Genomic DNA, 20,059 nt, shown 5'->3' with positions numbered 1-20,059 from the left:
TACAGTCTGATATTTTAATCCATTAGTACAACCGGCTATCTTCATTTGTCTCGGAGGCAATGCTGTTATTCATGTTTCATTAAGGGGCATATGGATTGATTGCCCCTGTTTAGAGTTATGCTGCTGCTGCATAAAACTCTATGTAACATTCAATAATGCTGGTTTTATCATTAAAAGTAAGCTCATGCTCAACTAGTTGTAGTTGAGCACACAGCGCTGGCTTAATTCCTAAGAATCTACGGTAGTCTTCAATAATTATTGCTGCAGATGGGATTCTCTGAACGATTCTGTATGAGGATAAACAGTCCCTTATGATTTTTATGAATTTTTCAGGGCTATTGTCATGTGACATAATGTCTTGTCCTGAAATATCTGAAATATATTTTTGATATCGGTATTTTTCATTGTCGACAATAATTGCTAGTTTGCTTTTTTGATTTTTACTCGAGCCAAATTTTTTAGCACCAAGAAATAACCCTAGTTCCAATGGCATATTAAATCTAGGCAAATTATTGACGTGATCTAATTCAGTTCTAGATATGTCATGGATTCCAATTTTACAATCCTTGATTATGCGATTTATTTTATCGAGCCGTTGATCACCAGCGTCATTTATTTCCAATGCGCATCGAGGTTTAAAATTACAACGGTAAACTGCAAACAATGCTGCATCAATAAAATCAGTGTAAGCATCGTCAAATGGGCAATTTATAAAAACATTAGTCTCATAGCTCATACTTACGCCTTGTTTTTTTCTAAGTTGTCAGCAAGGATTTTAAATATCTCTTTCTTAGCTATTCTGTTGCTAGTATTTGCCCTTTTAATGTTCCAATTTTCGCTGTTCTGGCTAATGACATCACGTATTTTTCCATCTGCAGAATGAATGGACACAATCCCTCCATTCTTAATTAAATTTCTTGCTGCCTCTATAGCATCTTTTTGTGTCCTGTAATTTTGACTGGTAGCTATCTTTTCATTTTTGGCCGACAATATTCGCCAATCAGCGCCAGATTTAACAATGGTATAGTAGTTTTTCATGAACTCCCCCATTCAGTTAGAAAAATTAAGGCACTAGCTGCTTTAAGATTCAGCATACCTTACAGCCTAGTTTTTGTCAGCGAGCTTCGTACGGTTGAAAAAATTTTTTCAATAAGAGTGATACTTATCAAACATATTCACAGGTAAAGACCATCAGATCACCTAAAACTGATGAAAAGAAACACTGTCAAAAAACCTGTTGTTTTAGACGCGCAAGAGGCGCCCATACAAACAATGTTGCATTGGGGTCTCCTGTGATCTTTTCGTTCAATTATAGGCTTACGGCTGATCGTTTCCTAACACAACCCGTCCCGCTAGGATTAATGACAGGCGTTATGTGCACTTGTACGACAGAACAATGTCAGGAAGGTGAACTATCAGGCAATACGAAGACAAAATCACACTACATAACGGAGAAAACATCATGACAATTTCCCTGCATACCCAGATTAGCGTCCTTAACACAGCAGTGGCGACAAGCGCACATTACTCTGTGTATTTGTTGAGGTTAGCTGATTCATACCATACTATTTGATACCCTCGTTCTGTTTAAAGTACTGTATAAAAACCTAGTAACTCAAAGGGTCGCAAGGGAAGAAAATTGAAACACCCAAGGTTGCATCTGATGGGCTGCACTCTATCCATGTGATGGATCTACTGTGGAAGGGGCTAAAAAGCATGATCTGATAGACTTTGTGTCCTTCATAAATTAAATTGATAAGAAATATTAATGGTGAGCCGAGTCATCTCCACTAGAAGGATGGACTTATCAATGGAAAGTAATATTTTAGGTCATGCTCAGAGAGAAACTTCAGGAGCAACTACATTTGGAAAATATAATTTCCAATATCATTGGGCTTTATGCAGAATAATTGAAAAACATAAATCCAATGCAGACTATGCATTATTAATTGAATATCATGAGGATGTCGTTATCGCAGACTCATTGTTTGGCAGTTCGGCGAAATTTGAATTTTTTCAAGTGAAAAATACTGGGAATTCCTTCACTGTTGACTCTTTAACTAAACGAGTAAAAGGTGCAGAGGGACTTAAGAACTCCATTCTAGGAAAACTATTAAGCTCATGTATAGGCACTGAGTATGAAACACGTATTACGGAAATAGGTCTTGTATCCGCTAGTGGCTTCTCATTTGATCAGAAAGATAATAAGTTAAAGTTAGATATTATAACTTCGGGTGATCTTAGCGTGGATTGTCTATCGGGCTTAACTGGGAAATTAAAGTCCGAGCTTGGGATAGATATTTTTCCAGAAAATCTAAAGTTCATCATTCCAAAAATAAAGTTAGAAAATCAAGAAGAATTCGTTATTGCCAGATTTGCTGAATTAGTAAATGAAATATTTCCAAATAGTCATTGTAATGCTGTCAATATTTATAGGGCAATTATCGACGAGATTCATCGCAAAGGACAGAATACTTACGACTTTACTATGTGGGAGAAAATGGTAGAGGATAAGTCTCTCACATCTCATACGGTAAAAGATGTCATAGCTGTAAATACAACGAGTCCAAAATTTGAAGACTTTGAGAAAGACTTTGAGTATTTAGCTAAAAGCGATATGAAATGGAATACCTTAACATATCGAAAGATGGTAAAAAAAATAAAACAAATTTACTTACGTAGAGTCGGGTATGCTTCAGCTTTTGATATGAATATAATGAGAATAGCTCAACAGGCGCTCAGTAATGTTCCGGAAGAAGACTATACTGAAACAAGCGATTACATTAAGGCAGTTGTTATGAAAGCTAAACAGCTGAATATTGAAAGCCAAATCCCAGAAGATGATGATATACTTTGCGAGATAATTTACTGTTTTTTGAAGGTGATGCATGAATAATATAAAAATAACAAAAGAACATTATAAATTATTAATTAGAAATTTAAGGAACAAGAAAAATGAGAAGCTTGCAATTTCAACGATTGGTTCTGATATCAGATTCGAAAAGACTTGCGAATCAGTTCACGTTCCCGAAGAGATTGAATCTAATTACAGGAGAAGATAACAGTATCGGCAAGTCCACTCTAGCCAAGAGTTTACTATGGTCGCTAGGATGCGATCCAGTTATCGACGAAGAATGGAAATCAAATGACATTAAATCGATATTATATTTCACTATAAATAATAAAGAATATTTTTCTTGCCGTGGAAGCCACTCAATAATTTTGGGCGCTATCGATGGTGAAGCGAAAAGATACACACATATAACTGGTGATTTTTCACAAGACCTATCAGATCTTGTTAACTTTAAAATGAAGCTTCCTAATCGGACTGATGGGAAATTAGAGACTCCTCCGCCAGCATATTATTTTTTACCATTCTATATTGATCAGATAAAAAGCTGGAGTTCACCTTGGGATTCATTTGAAAACTTAGGTCAGTATGCCAACTGGAAAAAATCGTTAATAAAGTATTTTACTGGCTATCTGAAACCAGAACATTTTGAATTAGAAGAAGAAATTTATGAATATAGTGAGGTAAAAAAAGAATCAACAGCAAAAATAGAAAAATTTCAAAGCGCAGTTGACGTCATAGTTGATAATTCTGCTGATATCACCATAGCATTAGATAATGAGAAATTTAGCGAAATTCAGAAAGAGATAAATACTGAGCTTCAAGAGTTTATCGATTACCAAAGGAGGCTTTATGATGCTCAGGCTACGATTACCTCAAATATATATGATCTCGAAAAACAGTATGAATTAGCCACCAGTTCTGCAAACGAACTCGAAGAAGATTATAAGTTTGCGGTCGAATCTATACCGACAGATCATTTAGAGTGCCCATTGTGTGGTACTCTTCACGATAACTCACTGACTAACAGAGCATTGCTTCTTTCAGAGAAGGATTCGCTACTTGACGAGGCAAACTCAATAGCATCAGAAATAGAGGCGCTTAGATCCTCATTATTTGAGTTAAATGAGGTAGCTCAATTTGCTACTAATGAAATTGAAAGAATTAATAAGAAGTATCTCACCGATGACAATGCGGGCGAAAAAACACTCATTACACAAGTAATTGATGCTATTTCGAAAGAAAAGGTCTCAAGAAGTATTCAAGTTAAAATTGATAATGAAGATCTTAAAATCAGCAAAGCCAATAACTCTGTCGCCGAATTGAAAAAAGATCAGAGAAAACTTCTTTCAAACAAGGATAAGGAAGAACTGAATTCTTCTTTTATGTCAAAGCTATTGGGAAATATTGAAGCACTAGGATCAACAGGAGTAAATCTTAGCAAAGTGAAATCACCTACTGATTATAAACAGTTACTTGGTGGCGGTGCTGCTGAGGCTGCCAGGGGATTGCTTGCTTATCAACTCTCCGTACTGCAACAAATACATAGTGCTAAAACTTGCATAGTGCCTCCTTTCGTCATTGATACACCCAACCAGCAAGAACAGGCGGGGCATCGTTATGAAACCGTCATCAAAGAACTAATGCGCAGTATCCCAGAGGACTATCAGATAATACTGTGTGCAATGGAGAATAATGCATTAAATGAATTTAAAAATGATGCCAATGTTATTACATTAAATTCTGGAAAGTTATTGGATTCTTCCCAATATGACTCTCTAAGATCTGAGTATAAAAACATTCAATTGGCTGTAAGAGAAACGAGGGATGATGATTAAACAATAAATATTATTTGTAACTTTATGCATAGTAGCGAGTATATTGCTATATACTATATGAATCTTACTTAGCGCTGATCTAATTTTATATAGTAGAGCTAAGTAATTATTCATGACCTTTCTGTGAGGCGGAGAGTGGTCTTTTCAAAATTACTACGGCGTTTAACAAATAGTTGAACGCTGCTAATTATTACCGTTTAATAAATGGTGTAACATAACCAATATATTCGGATTGAACAGTTCGATGGACTTCCCAACGTTTGGCATTAGCAGGCCGTTCACGCTGTGCAGCATGAGTTAAAAATAATCGTCTCTTCGTCCGTGAAACACCAACGAAGAATGCACATCGATTCTCATCTTGGTTACCAAAGAAAATCTCGTTTTCCACCGCCATTATAATTACAGAATCGAACTCAAGCCCTTTGCTTTTGTGAATGGTTAAAATTCTGACTGCTTGGTCATCCGTAAACCGTCCAAGAGCTTGTGGCAAATCTGATTCAATTTCAAGCAACTCTTCAATCCTTGCTTTGGTATCACGAAAAACTTCCTGTAGACGCTTGTGTGATTCGTAATCAGGTGATAGGGCTACGATTGTATCAGTGCCAATATGTTTTAAAAACTCCTTTACAAACTTCCACCAACAAGAAAAAGGTGAATCAAGCTGTTCAGCACTAGTTGCTTCTTTGCGCTGTTTTTTTAACAAACGATCAAGGTCCTTTCGCGCACAGGACTGTACTTCTTCATCAGCAAAAGGAATCAGCTGATTCATCAGACGGATCCAAGCCTTGGGTTCACGCTTTCCATAGAGGCATGAAAGATAATCTACGATTAAACGTGCAACTGGCTCAACAGTAATATCCTGCATTTGCTGCTCGTTTCGATATGGAATTCCTCGTAATTCCAGCTCCATCATTAGGTGGTCAGCATAGAGATCTAACTGCTTAGAAACTAAGACGGCAATTTCTGTTGGTGCCAATCCTTCTTTATTAATCCAGTCATTAATAATATTTGCCAAATAAATGGCTTCTTCTTGACTGTTTCTGAAACTCTCGACATGAATCTCACCTTCGTCACCATTCAATTGTTCATCTGGCATGACAGATGCAAGATCAAGCCGACGAATTATTTCGTTTTGTACTCGCAGCAATTGTGGCTTTGACCGGAAATTTCGGTACATGTTAAGTGGAACTGCATTGAAATCATCAGTAAATGTTTGGAATATACCATCCATCGCTCCCGCCCAACCCATGATTTTTTGCTTGGTATCACCTACTGCAGTAAGCCGGATTTTAGTCCCTAGAAAAGCAAGTTTAACCAATTCATATTGCAAATTTGTACAATCCTGAAATTCATCAAGGAAAATATCGCTGTAAGTCTGACGAATAGAATTACGAGCAATTTTTGAGTTTTGCAATATTTTAATAGCCAACGGAACAAGATCACTAAATTCGATTTGGGAACGAGAAATACTGATTTTCTTATCAACGATCGTATAGTCTGAATCTAATGCCTCTCTTCCTTTCAGTACTGGTCTAAAGCGATCAATTATTCGCTTGGCAAATGCATGGAAAGTATAACTATCGAAACGGGAGGCAAGGTCTGCACCACAGCGCCGTTCGACGCGCTCTTTTAGATTTCTACTAGCATCAACCTTGAAGGAGATAGCGAGAATCCGCTTCGGATACCGACATGTCCCTGTCCGTAACAGGAAATCTGCCCGCTGCGCAAGCATTTCAGTTTTACCTGCGCCCGGTCCAGCGGTAAGAGCTAAGCAACGTTTGCGGGCTTTTGCTGCTCGTTTTGCATTTGGTTCCAGCGTTAATCCATCTGCGGGTTGCCATGCTTCAATAGGAATCATTCAGGTAATTCTCCAAGTTTGGCAATAACGGCATCAACTAGTCTATTAAGCGACTCTGGCATATTCGCAATTAATTTTTTGTCGCTTAGTTTCGCTAGAGCATCAATGTGTGCGGCGGGCTTACTACCTAATTTAAAACGTAGATGATATGTAGCGAAAAAACTCTGTTCATCTACGCTATATTGAGAAATATTGTCATAGCTTTTGCCAAGCACTGCTTTTATTGTTGACTCATCCGGCTCCTCTTTTTCAACTCCATAAGCTTCGGGATAAGCTAGCAACATGGAAAAGTCCAAATCCATAGGAAAGGAAAAAAACACAGATCGGTTTTCAAGTTCTTTGAAAATGTCTTGAGTGCCTTTATTAAAAAAATGGTGAGTTCTTATTGGCGTAGTTTCATCATTCCATTTTGTAATTTTCCATTCTGTAGGAAGTACTTTCTCCGGCTCAAATGCTGCAAGCTGATCGTTAACGTATTTAATTCGCCCCCATCCAGCGCCATACCGAGCTACATCCAGATCAAGCAAAGTCAGATAGGGAATCTGCAGTGCTGAAAGCAACCGCCAGAAATGATTTACATGCCTGCCACCTAACGGTGCTACCGTAATAGCTGATTCATCCACAGGAGTGCCTTTAACTTGGAGCAAACGAGGCAGTACGATTCCTTCACTATCTCCTTCACCAAGCACAACCAAGCGTGAGAAATAGATCTCAGGGAATGCTTGTACAGCCTCTCTCACAAATTTATGTGCTTCATCTGTTTTAGGGGGCAATTTGATACACGTAATTCGTGTTTTTCTTTCCTCAGTAAGTCGTAGATAACGTATAAATTTAGGATCAACTCTTCGTAACATTGATGGTGCATGAGTAGCAATTAAGGCTTGAGCATCAATATTTTTTGCCATGGTATTCAAGGCACTGACGATACGTCCCAGGTAATGGGGAGAAAGGCTATTCTCTGGTTCTTCCACTGCGACCAGCGTAAAAATCGGAGGGCGCAACTTGTCGGGATCAAATGTAACATCTTCCTCTGCGAGAACAGCTCTACCGATCGCTTGAGATGATAGAACAAGAGAAAGGTAAAGCATCGATTTTTGACCATCGCTCAACCGAGAAAAATCGACAAGCGAGCCATCATGGCCGGGAGTAAATGAAACCGATAAATGGCGTAGCAATGCTTCAATCTCCGAAGCCACAAATGTAATTTTAGGATCTGAGAAAAATTTACCTTTGTGTAGGGTTGCCCAAGTTAATTTCAAACTTTCACTGAAAGCATTGATGGAGGGATTAGCTGCTAGGCTGTCGCTTATCTGGTTGGTTAATCCTCTAATCGTATTACGTTCATCATCCCAACGAACAGCACGGAGTAAACGTCCGAGTAAAGCGTTAGCACCGTAAGCAATATGGTCTGCAGGGTCCCGTCTGGCTGGTAAGTAGTGAACTTGAATATTATTACGCTCTGCCCTGGTTACTTGAGCTGTGGTTTGAGGTGAGCTATCAGGACTGACATCCAAAACATATACTAAGTTTTCTTCTATATCCCCATCTGTTCCCATAGTAGCAGTGAGGCGAAAACGCACACGTGGAATACCTTCTGGCTCATCAAGTCGCATGTGACCAAAATAAGGAGCCACAGTACTGTTATCCTCGTCCTCCGCAAGTTCGTGAAACAGAAAGTCAGCTTCAATCCACAACTGTCTCTCAGGAGGAAATTCATCCTCATCAAAAGGGACATGGAAATCTGTTCGCTGGACACGACGCAATGTTGGATCAAACGCAAAAAGTCGGCATAAAGCCTGAAGTGCTGCTGTTTTACCTGATCCATTAGGACCAATGAGATAGGTCACATCTTCCAAGCTTAGTTCAGTTGGTTCTTTGCCAAAAGACTGGAAACCAGATAACCGAATTGCTTCAAGCTTCATTCTACTTCCTCCCTCAGTACAAGTTATCCATTGAATTGATAAGCGAACCCACTTGTTGTTAATAATACGGTAGCCATTCTGCCATTAATCCCATACAGCCCTTAAAGAGAGTTGTTAAAGGGTATAGTCATTAGCGAGCCTAGGGAGTCTAGGTGGCCTTACACTCATAGGAAATTTCAGCGATTGTAATTAAACCGGATGCAACAAAAAATTTCTGGTAAATCTTGAAGCAAAGATCAGTTTTGGGTGGCCCCGACAAAATTACCTTATGCCTAAATTCAATAAACCGCTATACCCTCAAAAAAAATAAAACCATTTCACTTCTGCGGAGCAAGGGCGCTACGCCCGGATATGCAGGGGCAAGTTTTTTCTCCTGTGCGCTTTTCGTTCCTGTATCGGCTTCCTGTTAATCGTTTCCCAACACAACCCGTCCCGCAAGGGTAAATGGCACGCATGCTGCGCCCTTGCAGCACAGAACGATGCCGGGAAAGCGAACCGTCAGGCGATACGAAGACGAAAATCACACACTGACGGAGAAAAAACCATGACAATTTCCCTGCTTAACCCCCGGACAAGCGCCCCTAACACCGCAGCGGCGACCAGCGTATCCCCGCTGGACCCGTCAGGCTCCTCAAAAACGAAATTTTCTAAAACCAGAAAGGATATTTATCAGACCGTTACCGACAACATCATTGCAGCACTGGAAGCCGGTGTTAAACCCTGGTCCTGCCCTTGGCAGCGTGTATCCGGCATGTCTGGTCTGCCATCCAATTACACAACCGGAACAGTCTATAGCGGTATTAATATCATGCTGTTATGGTGCAGCGCATCTAAACAAGGTTTCAGCGATTCCCGCTGGGTGACTTACAAACAGGCACAGGCAACTGGTGGACAGGTTCGCAAGGGTGAGCATGGCACAACAGCTATTTTCTACACCACACTTGAGAAGGAAAACGACGCCGGAGAAATCGACCAAATCCCGATGCTGAAAACCTTCACCGTATTTAACGTTCAGCAAATCGACGGTTTGCCCCTGACAACGGAAACGGTCAGCCCGGAAGCGACATTTGACCCGTTACCGCAGGCTGAAAATTTGTTAAGGAAGAGCGGCGCAAACATCATCGAGAAAGGACAAAATGCTTTTTTCAGCCCATCAACAGATGAAGTCTGGCTACCGGAGCGCCATCTGTTTTCTGATGCGGCGAATTTCTACGCTACCGGCCTGCATGAGCTGGTTCACTGGAGTGGTGGCAAAAAACGTCTGGGCCGTGAAATGAAAGGGAAGTTTGGCAGTGCTGATTATGCAGAAGAAGAACTGGTGGCGGAGCTGGGAAGTGCCTTTCTGATGGCGGATCTGGGGATTGAGGGAGAGGTACAACATGAAAGCTATATTGCTTCCTGGCTGAAAGCGCTGAAAAACGACAAGCGTTATATTTTCAAAGCGACCAGCGCAGCCTCTAAAGCACATCGTTATCTGATGGATAAACTCTGAGGCCGGAGCCGGACAACCGCAAGGGAATGCGGTTACATGGTTTTTAACCGGCAACGCTGCAAGGCGCAGACTGAGGCGGAACGCAGCACAGCGAGTACCGAACAGTCTGCGCCTCGCAGTGGAATAAATAATTTCTGGCCTGGCGGTATCGCCGCCAGGCCGGTGAGGCCACCATGATGGCCTGTGTAAAAGCTTACGTATAGCTGTCTAATGACAGGCGTTTCAGTTCATCAAGGGTATAAATGCGAAACACCCGGCGGTGGCGTTCTTCCAGCGGGACGTGCTGATGGTTGATGATGACATGCCTGATGCTGTCAAACAGCAGTTCAAGTGCACGCTTCTTCTGTGGATCGGGTACAACATAAAAAACGTAAATCCACTGCTTGCGGGTACGGGCCAGCAGGTGGCTTGCCATGATCGACTGATACCGGGCTCGGGTTTTCAGGCGGCGCTCGGTTTCAATGGCAATAACGTTACCGTCGGGCAGCGTCAGTAATCCGTCCGGGCGATGTTTTACCTGATACTGGCTGAGAAAGGTGGCCCGGTCGCCGTTAATCCATCCCGAAGCGCCTTTCTTCTCCAGAATAAGTCTGGCGGCCTGATTATCAAGATGGTGCTCCAGCGTCCAGCCGGTGATTTTTGATGGTTCAAACCGCGCAGGAAAGATTTTATCATTCGGGGTTAACACCACCGCCAGCCCGTCGCTGGTGATCCCCCATAATGAAATCTTCATTGTTCGTGATTCAAGCACATGCTTCTGGATTAACCCCATTTGCTCAGTTTTTGCCAGCAGCGAATAAAGCGATTTATGATCCCGGAAACCAAATAGCAGCATCAGCGTTTTGAAATCGCTGTAGGTTTCTTCTTTCAGGAAGTTCAGCAGTTGTTTTATTTTTTCTCTGTTGCGTGTCTGGCGCTCTTGATATGTCGAAATCAGCATAACCGCTCCTTAAAAATCCAGCGGGGACAGGTGTTCTCCCTCATGAGGTTGGGGCTCTGCCGGTTTGACTTCGCTTTCGTTGAAAAAAAGACCCGGGTGCGTTGTCATTACATCCTGTATGGATGGTTTATCATCCTCGTCAAAATCCAGTGCGATTTTCACCGGTGCCGCCGATGCGGTAATATCAGGGGAAACCGAGAAGATTTTTAGCTGACGCTTTCTGATCTTTATCGGTGAAATCAGTGAGGCAGAAGGTAGCGTTTTTGTCGTAAAGATAAAGCTGACAAAATCGGGCAGGTTCAGGATCATATTACTGTCAATAAAGAAACGTTCGGCCTGGCGAATGGTACGCTCACTGTCGATGGTCTCCGTCAGCATATTATCCGTTTTAGCCTTACGGAGTTCATCATCCACCAGAATAGTGCCTGACATTCTTGCAACCCATTCCGCCGTATCCGGGTCCATAACCCGGTAAACCAGTTTGAATTTAGCGTTCTCAACGACCGCACCGACAACGGCGTCACCTTTCAAATCTGCCGGGCAGTCTTTTAAATCGGCAATGGACTGGTGATCCATAATAATATGCACACCTTTATCCCGCGCCGCACCTAATCCCTCCAGTGCTGGCCTGGATAAATGGTATTTCAGTTCTGAAAGATAAATAGCAATGGGGCGGGGTATGTCTGTTACACGGTCGCGCCTTTCTGCTAACTGGTACAGGCGAACCAGCAGCATGCGCTGTGCGGTAATTATTTTGCTGTTTCGCATTGAACCGATGACGTAACAGCAACCGCCTTCATCAAATATCTTATTAAGCGAAAATCCGGTAGGGGCATTGATGGCATTGAGCAAGGCCAGTTCCTCAATCTTGCCGAAAAAGGCTTTTATCTTATCTGCAATACTTTGAACATAGTCTCCGTTATAAACTTCTCGAATGGTTGAGGCTGTATTATGGATGACAAATTGTGCGGCTATTCGGGCGGCTTTCCGGTCGTCGATCCGATAAAAGTCAGCTTCCTGTCCTTTTTCTGCCAGACTGAAACCTGCAACGAACAATTCTTCCAGTTCCTCGGGCGTAATATCTTCAATCAGGTTTAGCTGGTATTGCTTTTTTCGCAGGTCGATTAAGGCAAAGGGTTTGCCTGCATCCTCGCAGGCTTTGCGGTAAAGATGCGGTGCCCATTCATCATCCTTGGGGTCCATAACAAACACACCTTCACCGGCCAGAATGCTTTGATAAAGCAATATACCAGCAGCAACCCCTTTACCGGCTCCTGTGGTGCCGATAATATCCGCGTGTTGTTTCTGCCAGTCCTTTAACGGGAGATACAACGGCTCCTTCTCGCTGTCCATACCAGTAAAAATACCTTTATTCAGGTCGATATAATCCAGCGGGTTATAATGCAGTGTTTCCGGCAGCAGGGATTTTACGGTGCGGACATCGGTGCGCAATTCCCGTTCAAGGGTGGTTTTTTTAACAAGGCGTTTCTTTATTCTGTCCAGTTCAGGCGTGAATACCCGGCGAAGCATAATATGAAAAATAATCCCGGTCACAGTGAAAGTAATCCGTGCTGACCAGGCCAGTACTGTATTATCACTGGTGAGTCTGGTCTTAAACAGCCACTGGAAGGATCCGATGACTATCGGGGCCAGTGTGCCGGAGAGAAAACACAACAGGGAAAAAGCGATAATCAACCTTTTCCATAACGGGGCTTTCTGCGGTTCATCGCTTTTCATCAAGGCCAAAAACGGCATCGTCAGCCCCGCTAATAACGCCAGCATAAGCTGATTCTGTTGCATAAAAGCAATGAAGGGCAGAGCGCCATTCATTATCGGAGACAGTGAAACGGCGTGCTTATTTAAAATCATGATGCCTCCTTCGTCAGCTATTCGCCCCATAACATCGCCCCATCAATTCGCCCCACGGTGTCGGGCGAAAAGGCGGGGCGAGCGTATGGGGTAAAGAAGGTGGCCGCTGTGCGGCCATGCGTCGGAAAGCATGCTTCCCGGTAAGAAACAGCGTGCGCCAGTACATGCGGGCTGGACGCCCTTATTGCCTGTCACATGGGGGTAATGACGTTGCTGGACGCCGCGCCAAAACCCCCAAAGTCAACGGCGGCACACCGTCGCCCGCTACGCGCGACCACCCCCTTTAAGACGGTCGCTTTCGCCTTTTTCTTCCCTTTGCTCGTTCCTCGCAGCGGGAATAAAAGGGAAGCTGACCTTTAAAGAGGGTGGTCGCGCCACGCTACCGGCTTTTGGCCGGAGACTTAGCCGCGACGGTGTGCGGGGCTGTGCCCCCCGGGTAAACCGCTGTCGTGGGCGACAGCTTTTCGCTCGCTGGGGCGGCGAAATTTATCCGGCTCCCCCCGGCCTGCAAAATCCGCGTGGGCGCGGCTGTTTGCAGGTGAGGCGCGGTGCCTGAATTATTTTCGCTCCTTAACCCGCGAAAATATTTCTGTCCGCTGCCTCATTTTTACGGCCCCTGTTTCTTCGCTCCTTAATCCGCGAAAAACAGAAGCCGTAAAAACCTGAAAACCGTCATGCGCTGTGCCCGTCTCGCCAGTATTAACCACGAACGCGGCCATATTTACTGATGATCTGACTGATAGCCGCCGGGTCTGCCGAATCACATTCAAGTAAAAACGATTGTCTGGCATCAGCTGTATGGTCAGGCAGAAAACCGTGTTTATTCTTTTTCACGATATTAAAGAATGCACGTTCAGCGGAATGACATTCACTGCCGCCGCCATTTCCGGTTGCTTTACCGTACATACATAACACCACCTCGCAGGCATCAGCAGCCAGTACAGATGTTGAACATGATGCAATAACGCAGAACAATAATACGGAGGATATTGCTTTTTTCATTTCAGTTACCATTATGATTAATTAAAGGTTGCGTTTTTTGGCTAATGTTATTTGTCGGGGTTATTTTCTGAATGTCTCTTTCGTGCTGTTTAAATGAACTGGCTTAAAGTAAATATCACTCATCCGGCGCACATCGCCGTGTATATCAATGCTGACGATGACATCAATGCTTTTAAGTACCTTGCGTAACAACACATCAAAAGGAATGTTCCGGCAGTCGGGGTTTTCATAACAGCGGTCAATGATCCCTTCAATACATTCTGCCGGACAGCCCGCATGCAGGGAGGTGATTAACCCCTCATGCCCGGAGCCGACAATTTTCAGCGCGTCCCACGCTTCCCGCCCACGAATTTCCGCCAGTAATATCCGGTCAGGGTTCATACGATAATTAGCACGGATCAGCCTGCCGGGCGTGACAATAGCATTATCCCCGGCATCCGCCGGGTAAAAAAGATGAACATAATTGCTGTGGTGATAAAAACGGATTTCGGGATTATCCTCAATCGTTACCAGACGGAGATGCAGCGGAATATAATGCAGCAGCGTTTTCATATAGGTGGTTTTGCCGGAGCCGGTTTCACCCACAATAAAAATCGTTTTGCCGTATTCCACCGCCTTTTCCATAAAGTGGGGAATATCCCCGCTGTGATATAACCGGATTAGTGCATTATCCTGACTTTCCGTTTTTTCCTGACCGGCCACGCGCTGATAAAATCCCGCATCAATCCATGACTGATGTGTTTTCTGCTCAAACGAGGGTTTGCGCAGCGTAATGGACACCGTATTACGTTCACAGGCCGGAGGAATAATCGCCTGAATACGTTCGCCAGATCCTAATGTTGCAGAAAGGATGGGTGATGTATCGTCAATATTATCGTCATGCCAGGACGCCAGCGCTCTGGCAAAAGCATGGCACTGACGCAACGTGATGGGGGATGCCTGTTTTTGCCATTTTCCCCGAATTTTTGTATGCAGCTCACCCGGCCGGTTAACAGCAATTTCTGTCAGGCCATCCTGAGCAAGAAAGTCGCCAAACAGCCGGTTTTTCATAAAATCCAGTGACAGGTTTTCAGCGTTCATACCATTTCTTTTTCAGCCGTAGTTGATAAACAGAGGAAAAATCAATATCCGTACCGGTCATGATGCCGATCACATCGCCCTGGTTCAGGTACATCGTGGGCGGGATATTGATGCTGTTTTCCAGCGTCGTTTTCGCCATTTCCGCCGTGGCGGCGCGGGTGTTTTCGGTATAGTCGGTATTGCGGTCTTTACCCGGCGCGGCATCTGATGCCGCTGCCGCCACGTCCTGCACGGTACTGAGCATCAGGGCGTTGCCGAAACGCGCCCAGAAATGGCTGTCGATCCAGCCCGCGATACCCGCCTCACCGAGCGGGCCGGTGGCCTGCGTATCGGTGAGCGGGATTTGCAGGCTGCCGGGCTCCGGCGTGCGCAGCTCCGTCCACAGCACAAACATCCGGCTGCGCCCGTGTTGCAGTGCGCCAGTGCGGTAGACGCCACGGGCGACCGTTCCTGCCGGGATCAGCTTCACGTGGTTACTGGCGCTCCAGACATTCTCACCGATCAGGCAGGAGATATGACCGCCAACATCGGATACGAAGCGCCGCATCATCGAACACGGAATATAACGATCCACCGGGATATAGAGATCGGGATCGAGGCCCAGCCGCCTGACACCAGTGACACTGGCAACGCCCGGATTGTCGTTGTTATTGCTGCCTGCCGGTGCTGTCGTATCCGGGCAGCGCAGACGTCCATCTTCGCCACTGACCAGTACAGACTGACAGGATGTGTACGCCGTGGAGGCTGACGGGCTGCCCGACGTTCCCGCGTTGCTGCGCGATCCGCTTCGGGACGTGCGTGTATCGTCGCCTGACCCTGTACTGTCGCTGTTCAGCCCGTCTGCCAGTGCTGCCGCCTTGTTCAGGGCGGGCGGCCCGGGCGGCAGAGCTGGAGTGGCCGGGGCGCTCTGACTGGCAGGGTCTGTGCTTTCCTGCCTCCCAGGCCCGAACAGGCCAAACGGGTTACTGTCCAGACCCAGATTCTTACGCTCATGCTGCACCGTACCGGAGGAGGGCGGCGCGGTGCCAGATTCTTTCTCATCACCCGTTTTCAGGGCGCTGAGAAGACGATCGCCACCGGATGCCAGCGCGATGACCAGGACCAGACTCAGCAGGCTGACGATCAGCGTGCGGCGACCTGAAGCTTTACGGAAACGGGTCACTTCCGGCTGACCGGGCGGCGTTTTCTGCTCCGGCTCCTGATATGCCATTGCCGCGCGGGCGCGTTCACGGGCTTCCGCTTCCCGTTCTGCGGTGGTTTTTTCCGGTTCGTCCGGGAAAGATTTGTCGGTCATTTTGCCTCCAGCGTAACGGACGGCGAAACGGTGTCACTGTTGGTCAGCGGGATACGCCCGGATCCGTCGTTTTCGATCCCCACCACCGAGGTGCCGTAACGCAGAACCAGTTGCGGCGATGCCGGAACCGCCATCACGGTGTAGTTGCCCTGTTTAATGGTTCGGGGCGTGACCGCCTGCTCCAGGCCGTTCACCACCCGGAAAACGGATGGCAGGGTTTTCGCAGGAGAAAAACCGATATACGCAAAACGACCGTCATCCCAGGTAAAGTCCGGGGCGATGGAGGCTGAGCCAGCTGCCACCCGTTTTGTATAGCGCCAGTTGCGCGGCGTGGTGGCCTGCCCGAATGCCGCCGCTATCCGCTGCCGGTCCAGTGCTTCCTGCTGATGTTGCTGACGGGCGGCGCTGGCGGCGGCAGACTTTTTTCGCAGTTCGTCGGGATAGCGGTAGCGGATAACAAAGGCCTGGGCGGGCGAGTCTTTATCCAGCACGTTCAGTTCCAGGCTGTAATCGCGCTTCGAGGTCACCACGAACAGATTGGTTTTCCAGTCTTTTGCCGTCGGCAGAAACACCTGGCTGACGTTGTTGCCGCTGGCGTCCGTGACCGGCTGGGTAATCGGGTTCGGGCTGACGCCCACCCGGTTGTCGCTTTTCGTCACGGTCCAGCCTTTGGGGAAACCCGCCTGCGCATCGATAACGGTTTCACCGTCATCAAACACCAGCATGGTGACGTAGCCGGGGCGGGTACTGACGACCGTGGCGTTCTGGCTGTTGTACGTGACGTTCTGCATCCGGCTGTCATACGCGCTGCCGCGCGGTGTCGCTGCGCCCCATGCCAGGCATGACACCATTAAGCCAGAGAGGAGCAGGGGATGTTTCAGCATCATTCCCCCCTCAGCTCTTTATCGCGCTGGTAGCTGGTGACGATAAAGCCCAGCGGGTTCACTTCGCGCTGGCTGTCGGTCAGTTGCCGGTGCGGGACGTAGCGGTAAGTGAGGCGGATATTCCACACATCCGTTTTCACGGAATTATCAGCAACACGACGGATTGTGCGCTTAATACGCAGTGTTGCCAGATTATCCGGCCCGGTGGCAGGCGCATGCACATTGGAAATAATGGCGATATAAACGACATATTCCGCCTTATTAAAAATCACGTCCGGTGCCTGGTCGCCGTTAAACCCGTCCAGATAGTCCCGGTTCACGCTGTCGCTGTTAAATAACTGCACGTCGTCATAATCACGCTGGAGGGAGAAATAATTATATCCCTCGCGAAGTCTGACATAGTGTGCTGCCAGTGAATGTGCCAGCGCTTTTTCAGCAGCAATATCCCGCTCCTTCACGCGGGTCATATATTCATAGCGCCCGGTCTGTTTATCCACTGACCATAATTCAGTGTCGGAGGTTTTCAGCGGCAGCAGAATAATAATGGCCGCAATCGCCATTGCGGCCAGAACCAGTCCGGCAGCGGCCACCCGCCAGGCGGTTTTTCGGGAACGCTCTTCCTTTTCCAGCAGTATGGATTCAAAAGAGCGGGAAACATTAACAATGTTCTGAATATCAGACATGGTGAGTCAGCTCCTGAATGATGGCGGGGGAATTCACTGGCTCGGGTTCGCCGGATACCGGTGGGAGGTCGCCCTGATGCCGTGCGCAGCCCGTGAGCGCGCACAGCATCAGAAGGATGATGCTGAATTTCATGGAAGCCCCTTATCGTATGGATGCAGGAATGCCGCACCGGTGGCGCAGGCCACGGCGTGACGGGGAAAGGAAATTAACGGCAGGGAGGATTAACGGTGACGCTGCCGGTTCAGGCGTTTCATGCTTTCGATGGCGGTGGTGCGTTTCTGCCAGGCGCTCACGGTTTTACCCGCGCCTGCGCCGGTGAGCCTGCCGGTCGCCGCGGCGACGGCCATGCCGCCTTTCGCAGCCAGGCGGGCACTGCCTCTGACGCCCGGCCCGGCAAGGCTGGAGGATTTATTCGCCAGTCCGCTCAGGCCACTCATGGCTGCCCCCTGCAGCACCGCCTGTACAGCGGCCCCGCTGAGTGCGCTGGCGAGCCTCGCGGAGAACCAGACCACCACACCTGCCGCAATCCCGGCCAGCAGGCACTGCGCCGCCAGCGTGACCATATTGGTTTCAGCGGATGTTTTTGTTGCAGCATCCAGTATCTTATTCAGGTAATTAATGGCGATACGGATGGATAAGGCGGAAAACATGATCGTTAATATTGCCGCAAAAATCGTTTTCAGCCAGTTATCAAACATCGGTTTAAGAAAACCGTACAGCAGGCAGAAAATAAAGAGCGGCGCGGTGGTGGTCATTAACAGGATGGTGATTTCGGCGAGCAGGTTGACAAAGGTGGCTGCCATCAGCAGGACAATAGAGCCGCCCCATACCAGCACTTGGGCAAGGCCGCCATTCAGTTTGACGTAAGTTGATGTGTCCATATTAAATAACTTTTGCCCCAGCGCCTGTGCCTTTCCCCAGACAGTATCGAGCAGCGCCCAGATATTATCATCGCCGCTGACACCGTCTTTGAGTCCCTGGATAGCCGCTACCGCCATATCAAGCCAGCCATCCCGGTTTAACACAAAGGTGGTGATCAGCAACATTCGCCCCACATCCCAGACGACATCTTCAACCGGGGTCCGGAGTTTGCCAGCCAGTGTCTGATAACCGCGATACAGTATAAATAAGGTAAAAGAGCTGACAATGATGACGCTGATCATCGTGCCGTAAGTGGAAGACTGACCTTCCAGTACAGCATTCAGTCCATCCATGATGTTTTTGTCCATACCAACAAAAATACCACCGGACATGGTGCCTCACCTGATATTTAAAGAAAGGAAATAAAAAAACAGGGAGAATTCCCTGTTTTGTTGGAGGAAATATTATTACTGTGTCACTGCATTTCGTTTTGCAGCTTCCTGCTGAAATATCGCCTCGAATTTTTCCTTAACCCCGGGCTGGCCTTCCTGTGCAAACATAAGTGCTGCCCGGTGGGCAAATTCGCAGTTATCGCTTGCCTCGCCATCCTTCAGGCATTGCGTATAAACCGCATAAGTTTCGTCAGGATGTTGCTTATACCAGGCTTCGGATTTGGTTTCCTTGCAGCCGGACAGTAATATCACGCCTGAGAGTGTGCATAAGGTGAATAAGGATCTGAGCACGGATAACCTCCTTATAAATTATTAAGGTCAGCAACAGGTGCCGTTAGCTGCTGCTGTTCAAAGGCTTTCTGTCTTTGCTGTTCCAGCAATGTCGTTCGCTGTTCAGCCTGCCTGACAGACATCTCCCACTGATTCGTCAGCGCATTTAACTGTACGCTTTTCGCCGCGATGGCGTTAGCCAGATCCTGAGACTCTTTCGAGTCCTGCGCATTCGATATACGGTCAGATAAGTCTGATATATCGCTGAGTGTGCTGTTAATCCTGTTTTCAACGTCAGTGGTATTCTCAATCGCCATTGCCTGATTGAGGATTATCTGTTTGCAACTGTCGGCCAGGGCCTGATATTTTATTCCTTCCTGTTCCTCGCTGCATACGCTGAACGATTTGTATTTACTGTAAAGGTGTTGCAGTTCATAAGAATATGAACTGTTCTTCGTGGTCAGCAGATCATCCAGTGAAATACCGTTCTTACGGAGATTATCAATATCGGTTTTCAGGCTTCGGGCATCACTGAGAAAACCCTGAATATCCCGCACGCCGGTTGCGGTAGCCAGTTGCTTCTTATACGCATTAAGTTCGCTTTTATAATGGGTAACCGTACCCTCCCATTGCTGTAGTTTCTGCATCCACTGGTTAATGGATTCGGTATTCTGCACGGCGTCGAAAACCGGTATTCCGGCGCTGAACGCCTGCGCCGAGAAAAATAACAATAATGCCAGACGGTGATTCCTGGAACGCATT

At 46.4% G+C, this 20,059-nt stretch carries 18 protein-coding genes; 3 read left to right on the top strand and 15 right to left on the bottom strand.

Annotated features, from left to right (window positions below):
- Positions 1 to 115 precede the first annotated feature (115 nt).
- Together OGY33_RS09310 and OGY33_RS09305 are read right to left on the bottom strand one after the other, a co-directional pair.
- On the bottom strand, positions 116 to 736 hold the full coding sequence (locus OGY33_RS09310) for a hypothetical protein (protein WP_044784805.1): 621 nt from the start codon (positions 734 to 736) through the stop codon (positions 116 to 118).
- Positions 737 to 738: 2 nt separating this feature from the next.
- The gene (locus OGY33_RS09305; RefSeq protein WP_050310681.1) at positions 739 to 1,038 is read right to left on the bottom strand and encodes a DUF2188 domain-containing protein; all 300 of its coding nucleotides are present in this window, start codon (positions 1,036 to 1,038) and stop codon (positions 739 to 741) included.
- A gap of 772 nt (positions 1,039 to 1,810) precedes the next feature.
- On the opposite strand from OGY33_RS09305, the gene OGY33_RS09300 reads away from it, so the two are divergent.
- Positions 1,811 to 2,896, top strand: coding sequence for a DUF4297 domain-containing protein (locus OGY33_RS09300; RefSeq protein WP_050310682.1), 1,086 nt, complete (start codon positions 1,811 to 1,813; stop codon positions 2,894 to 2,896).
- Between the two features lie 59 nt (positions 2,897 to 2,955).
- Positions 2,956 to 4,689 (top strand): hypothetical protein, encoded by a 1,734-nt coding sequence (locus tag OGY33_RS09295; protein ID WP_050310684.1) that lies wholly within the window; start codon positions 2,956 to 2,958, stop codon positions 4,687 to 4,689.
- A gap of 190 nt (positions 4,690 to 4,879) precedes the next feature.
- Here the strand turns inward: OGY33_RS09295 and OGY33_RS09290 are convergent, their stop codons facing one another.
- Complete coding sequence (locus tag OGY33_RS09290; RefSeq protein WP_050310685.1) at positions 4,880 to 6,547, bottom strand: UvrD-helicase domain-containing protein; 1,668 nt, start codon at positions 6,545 to 6,547, stop codon at positions 4,880 to 4,882.
- Positions 6,544 to 8,469 (bottom strand): ATP-dependent nuclease, encoded by a 1,926-nt coding sequence (locus OGY33_RS09285; protein WP_050310687.1) that lies wholly within the window; start codon positions 8,467 to 8,469, stop codon positions 6,544 to 6,546. The genes OGY33_RS09290 and OGY33_RS09285 overlap by 4 nt, the downstream gene beginning before the upstream one ends.
- Before the next feature lie 544 nt (positions 8,470 to 9,013).
- Here OGY33_RS09285 and OGY33_RS09280 point away from each other — a divergent pair.
- Positions 9,014 to 9,961, top strand: a complete 948-nt coding sequence (locus OGY33_RS09280) for an ArdC family protein (RefSeq protein WP_050310688.1) — start codon at positions 9,014 to 9,016, stop codon at positions 9,959 to 9,961.
- Positions 9,962 to 10,154: 193 nt separating this feature from the next.
- Here the strand turns inward: OGY33_RS09280 and mobC are convergent, their stop codons facing one another.
- The 11 genes from mobC to OGY33_RS09225 form a co-directional block, all read right to left on the bottom strand.
- The gene (gene mobC, locus OGY33_RS09275; protein ID WP_050310690.1) at positions 10,155 to 10,901 is read right to left on the bottom strand and encodes a MobC family replication-relaxation protein; all 747 of its coding nucleotides are present in this window, start codon (positions 10,899 to 10,901) and stop codon (positions 10,155 to 10,157) included.
- Between the two features lie 9 nt (positions 10,902 to 10,910).
- Positions 10,911 to 12,770, bottom strand: a complete 1,860-nt coding sequence (locus OGY33_RS09270) for a type IV secretory system conjugative DNA transfer family protein (RefSeq protein WP_050310691.1) — start codon at positions 12,768 to 12,770, stop codon at positions 10,911 to 10,913.
- Between the two features lie 699 nt (positions 12,771 to 13,469).
- The gene (locus OGY33_RS09265) at positions 13,470 to 13,772 is read right to left on the bottom strand and encodes a TrbM/KikA/MpfK family conjugal transfer protein (protein ID WP_050310693.1); all 303 of its coding nucleotides are present in this window, start codon (positions 13,770 to 13,772) and stop codon (positions 13,470 to 13,472) included.
- A 60-nt stretch (positions 13,773 to 13,832) separates the two neighbouring features.
- A complete protein-coding gene (gene virB11 / locus OGY33_RS09260) occupies positions 13,833 to 14,852 on the bottom strand; it encodes a P-type DNA transfer ATPase VirB11 (RefSeq protein ID WP_003036362.1) in 1,020 nt (339 codons plus the stop codon).
- Complete coding sequence (gene virB10 / locus OGY33_RS09255; RefSeq protein ID WP_050310694.1) at positions 14,842 to 16,146, bottom strand: VirB10/TraB/TrbI family type IV secretion system protein; 1,305 nt, start codon at positions 16,144 to 16,146, stop codon at positions 14,842 to 14,844. Before virB10 ends, virB11 begins: the two co-directional genes overlap by 11 nt.
- Positions 16,143 to 17,033, bottom strand: a complete 891-nt coding sequence (gene virB9 / locus OGY33_RS09250) for a P-type conjugative transfer protein VirB9 (protein WP_003036368.1) — start codon at positions 17,031 to 17,033, stop codon at positions 16,143 to 16,145. Before virB9 ends, virB10 begins: the two co-directional genes overlap by 4 nt.
- The gene (locus OGY33_RS09245; protein ID WP_050310695.1) at positions 17,030 to 17,713 is read right to left on the bottom strand and encodes a VirB8 family type IV secretion system protein; all 684 of its coding nucleotides are present in this window, start codon (positions 17,711 to 17,713) and stop codon (positions 17,030 to 17,032) included. The genes virB9 and OGY33_RS09245 overlap by 4 nt, the downstream gene beginning before the upstream one ends.
- Entirely contained in the window at positions 17,706 to 17,846 is a 141-nt protein-coding gene (locus OGY33_RS09240) for a hypothetical protein (protein WP_020078407.1), read from the bottom strand. The genes OGY33_RS09245 and OGY33_RS09240 overlap by 8 nt, the downstream gene beginning before the upstream one ends.
- 89 nt (positions 17,847 to 17,935) lie before the next feature.
- Positions 17,936 to 18,967 (bottom strand): TrbL/VirB6 family protein, encoded by a 1,032-nt coding sequence (locus OGY33_RS09235; protein WP_064356189.1) that lies wholly within the window; start codon positions 18,965 to 18,967, stop codon positions 17,936 to 17,938.
- A 75-nt stretch (positions 18,968 to 19,042) separates the two neighbouring features.
- Entirely contained in the window at positions 19,043 to 19,318 is a 276-nt protein-coding gene (locus OGY33_RS09230) for an EexN family lipoprotein (protein WP_047063072.1), read from the bottom strand.
- A gap of 11 nt (positions 19,319 to 19,329) precedes the next feature.
- Entirely contained in the window at positions 19,330 to 20,058 is a 729-nt protein-coding gene (locus OGY33_RS09225) for a TrbJ/VirB5 family protein (RefSeq protein ID WP_050310699.1), read from the bottom strand.
- Between the last annotated feature and the right edge of the window lies 1 nt (position 20,059).

This window comes from Citrobacter sp. Cpo032, assembly GCF_030332975.1.
In the GTDB taxonomy this organism is placed as follows: domain Bacteria; phylum Pseudomonadota; class Gammaproteobacteria; order Enterobacterales; family Enterobacteriaceae; genus Citrobacter; species Citrobacter portucalensis.
This window is presented reverse-complemented; position numbering and strand designations above follow the sequence as displayed.

Bases quoted from the DNA above. Each gene is read 5' to 3' on its own strand.
- virB11 (WP_003036362.1), bottom strand. From the start codon at position 14,852: ATGAACGCTGAAAACCTGTCACTGGATTTTATGAAAAACCGGCTGTTT.
- OGY33_RS09310 (WP_044784805.1), bottom strand. From the start codon at position 736: ATGAGCTATGAGACTAATGTTTTTATAAATTGCCCATTTGACGATGCT.
- OGY33_RS09245 (WP_050310695.1), bottom strand. From the start codon at position 17,713: ATGTCTGATATTCAGAACATTGTTAATGTTTCCCGCTCTTTTGAATCC.
- OGY33_RS09280 (WP_050310688.1), top strand. From the start codon at position 9,014: ATGACAATTTCCCTGCTTAACCCCCGGACAAGCGCCCCTAACACCGCA.
- virB9 (WP_003036368.1), bottom strand. From the start codon at position 17,033: ATGATGCTGAAACATCCCCTGCTCCTCTCTGGCTTAATGGTGTCATGC.
- OGY33_RS09305 (WP_050310681.1), bottom strand. From the start codon at position 1,038: ATGAAAAACTACTATACCATTGTTAAATCTGGCGCTGATTGGCGAATA.
- OGY33_RS09300 (WP_050310682.1), top strand. From the start codon at position 1,811: ATGGAAAGTAATATTTTAGGTCATGCTCAGAGAGAAACTTCAGGAGCA.
- OGY33_RS09285 (WP_050310687.1), bottom strand. From the start codon at position 8,469: ATGAAGCTTGAAGCAATTCGGTTATCTGGTTTCCAGTCTTTTGGCAAA.
- mobC (WP_050310690.1), bottom strand. From the start codon at position 10,901: ATGCTGATTTCGACATATCAAGAGCGCCAGACACGCAACAGAGAAAAA.
- OGY33_RS09265 (WP_050310693.1), bottom strand. From the start codon at position 13,772: ATGAAAAAAGCAATATCCTCCGTATTATTGTTCTGCGTTATTGCATCA.
- OGY33_RS09240 (WP_020078407.1), bottom strand. From the start codon at position 17,846: ATGAAATTCAGCATCATCCTTCTGATGCTGTGCGCGCTCACGGGCTGC.
- OGY33_RS09295 (WP_050310684.1), top strand. From the start codon at position 2,956: ATGAGAAGCTTGCAATTTCAACGATTGGTTCTGATATCAGATTCGAAA.
- OGY33_RS09290 (WP_050310685.1), bottom strand. From the start codon at position 6,547: ATGATTCCTATTGAAGCATGGCAACCCGCAGATGGATTAACGCTGGAA.
- OGY33_RS09235 (WP_064356189.1), bottom strand. From the start codon at position 18,967: ATGTCCGGTGGTATTTTTGTTGGTATGGACAAAAACATCATGGATGGA.
- OGY33_RS09270 (WP_050310691.1), bottom strand. From the start codon at position 12,770: ATGATTTTAAATAAGCACGCCGTTTCACTGTCTCCGATAATGAATGGC.
- OGY33_RS09225 (WP_050310699.1), bottom strand. From the start codon at position 20,058: ATGCGTTCCAGGAATCACCGTCTGGCATTATTGTTATTTTTCTCGGCG.
- virB10 (WP_050310694.1), bottom strand. From the start codon at position 16,146: ATGACCGACAAATCTTTCCCGGACGAACCGGAAAAAACCACCGCAGAA.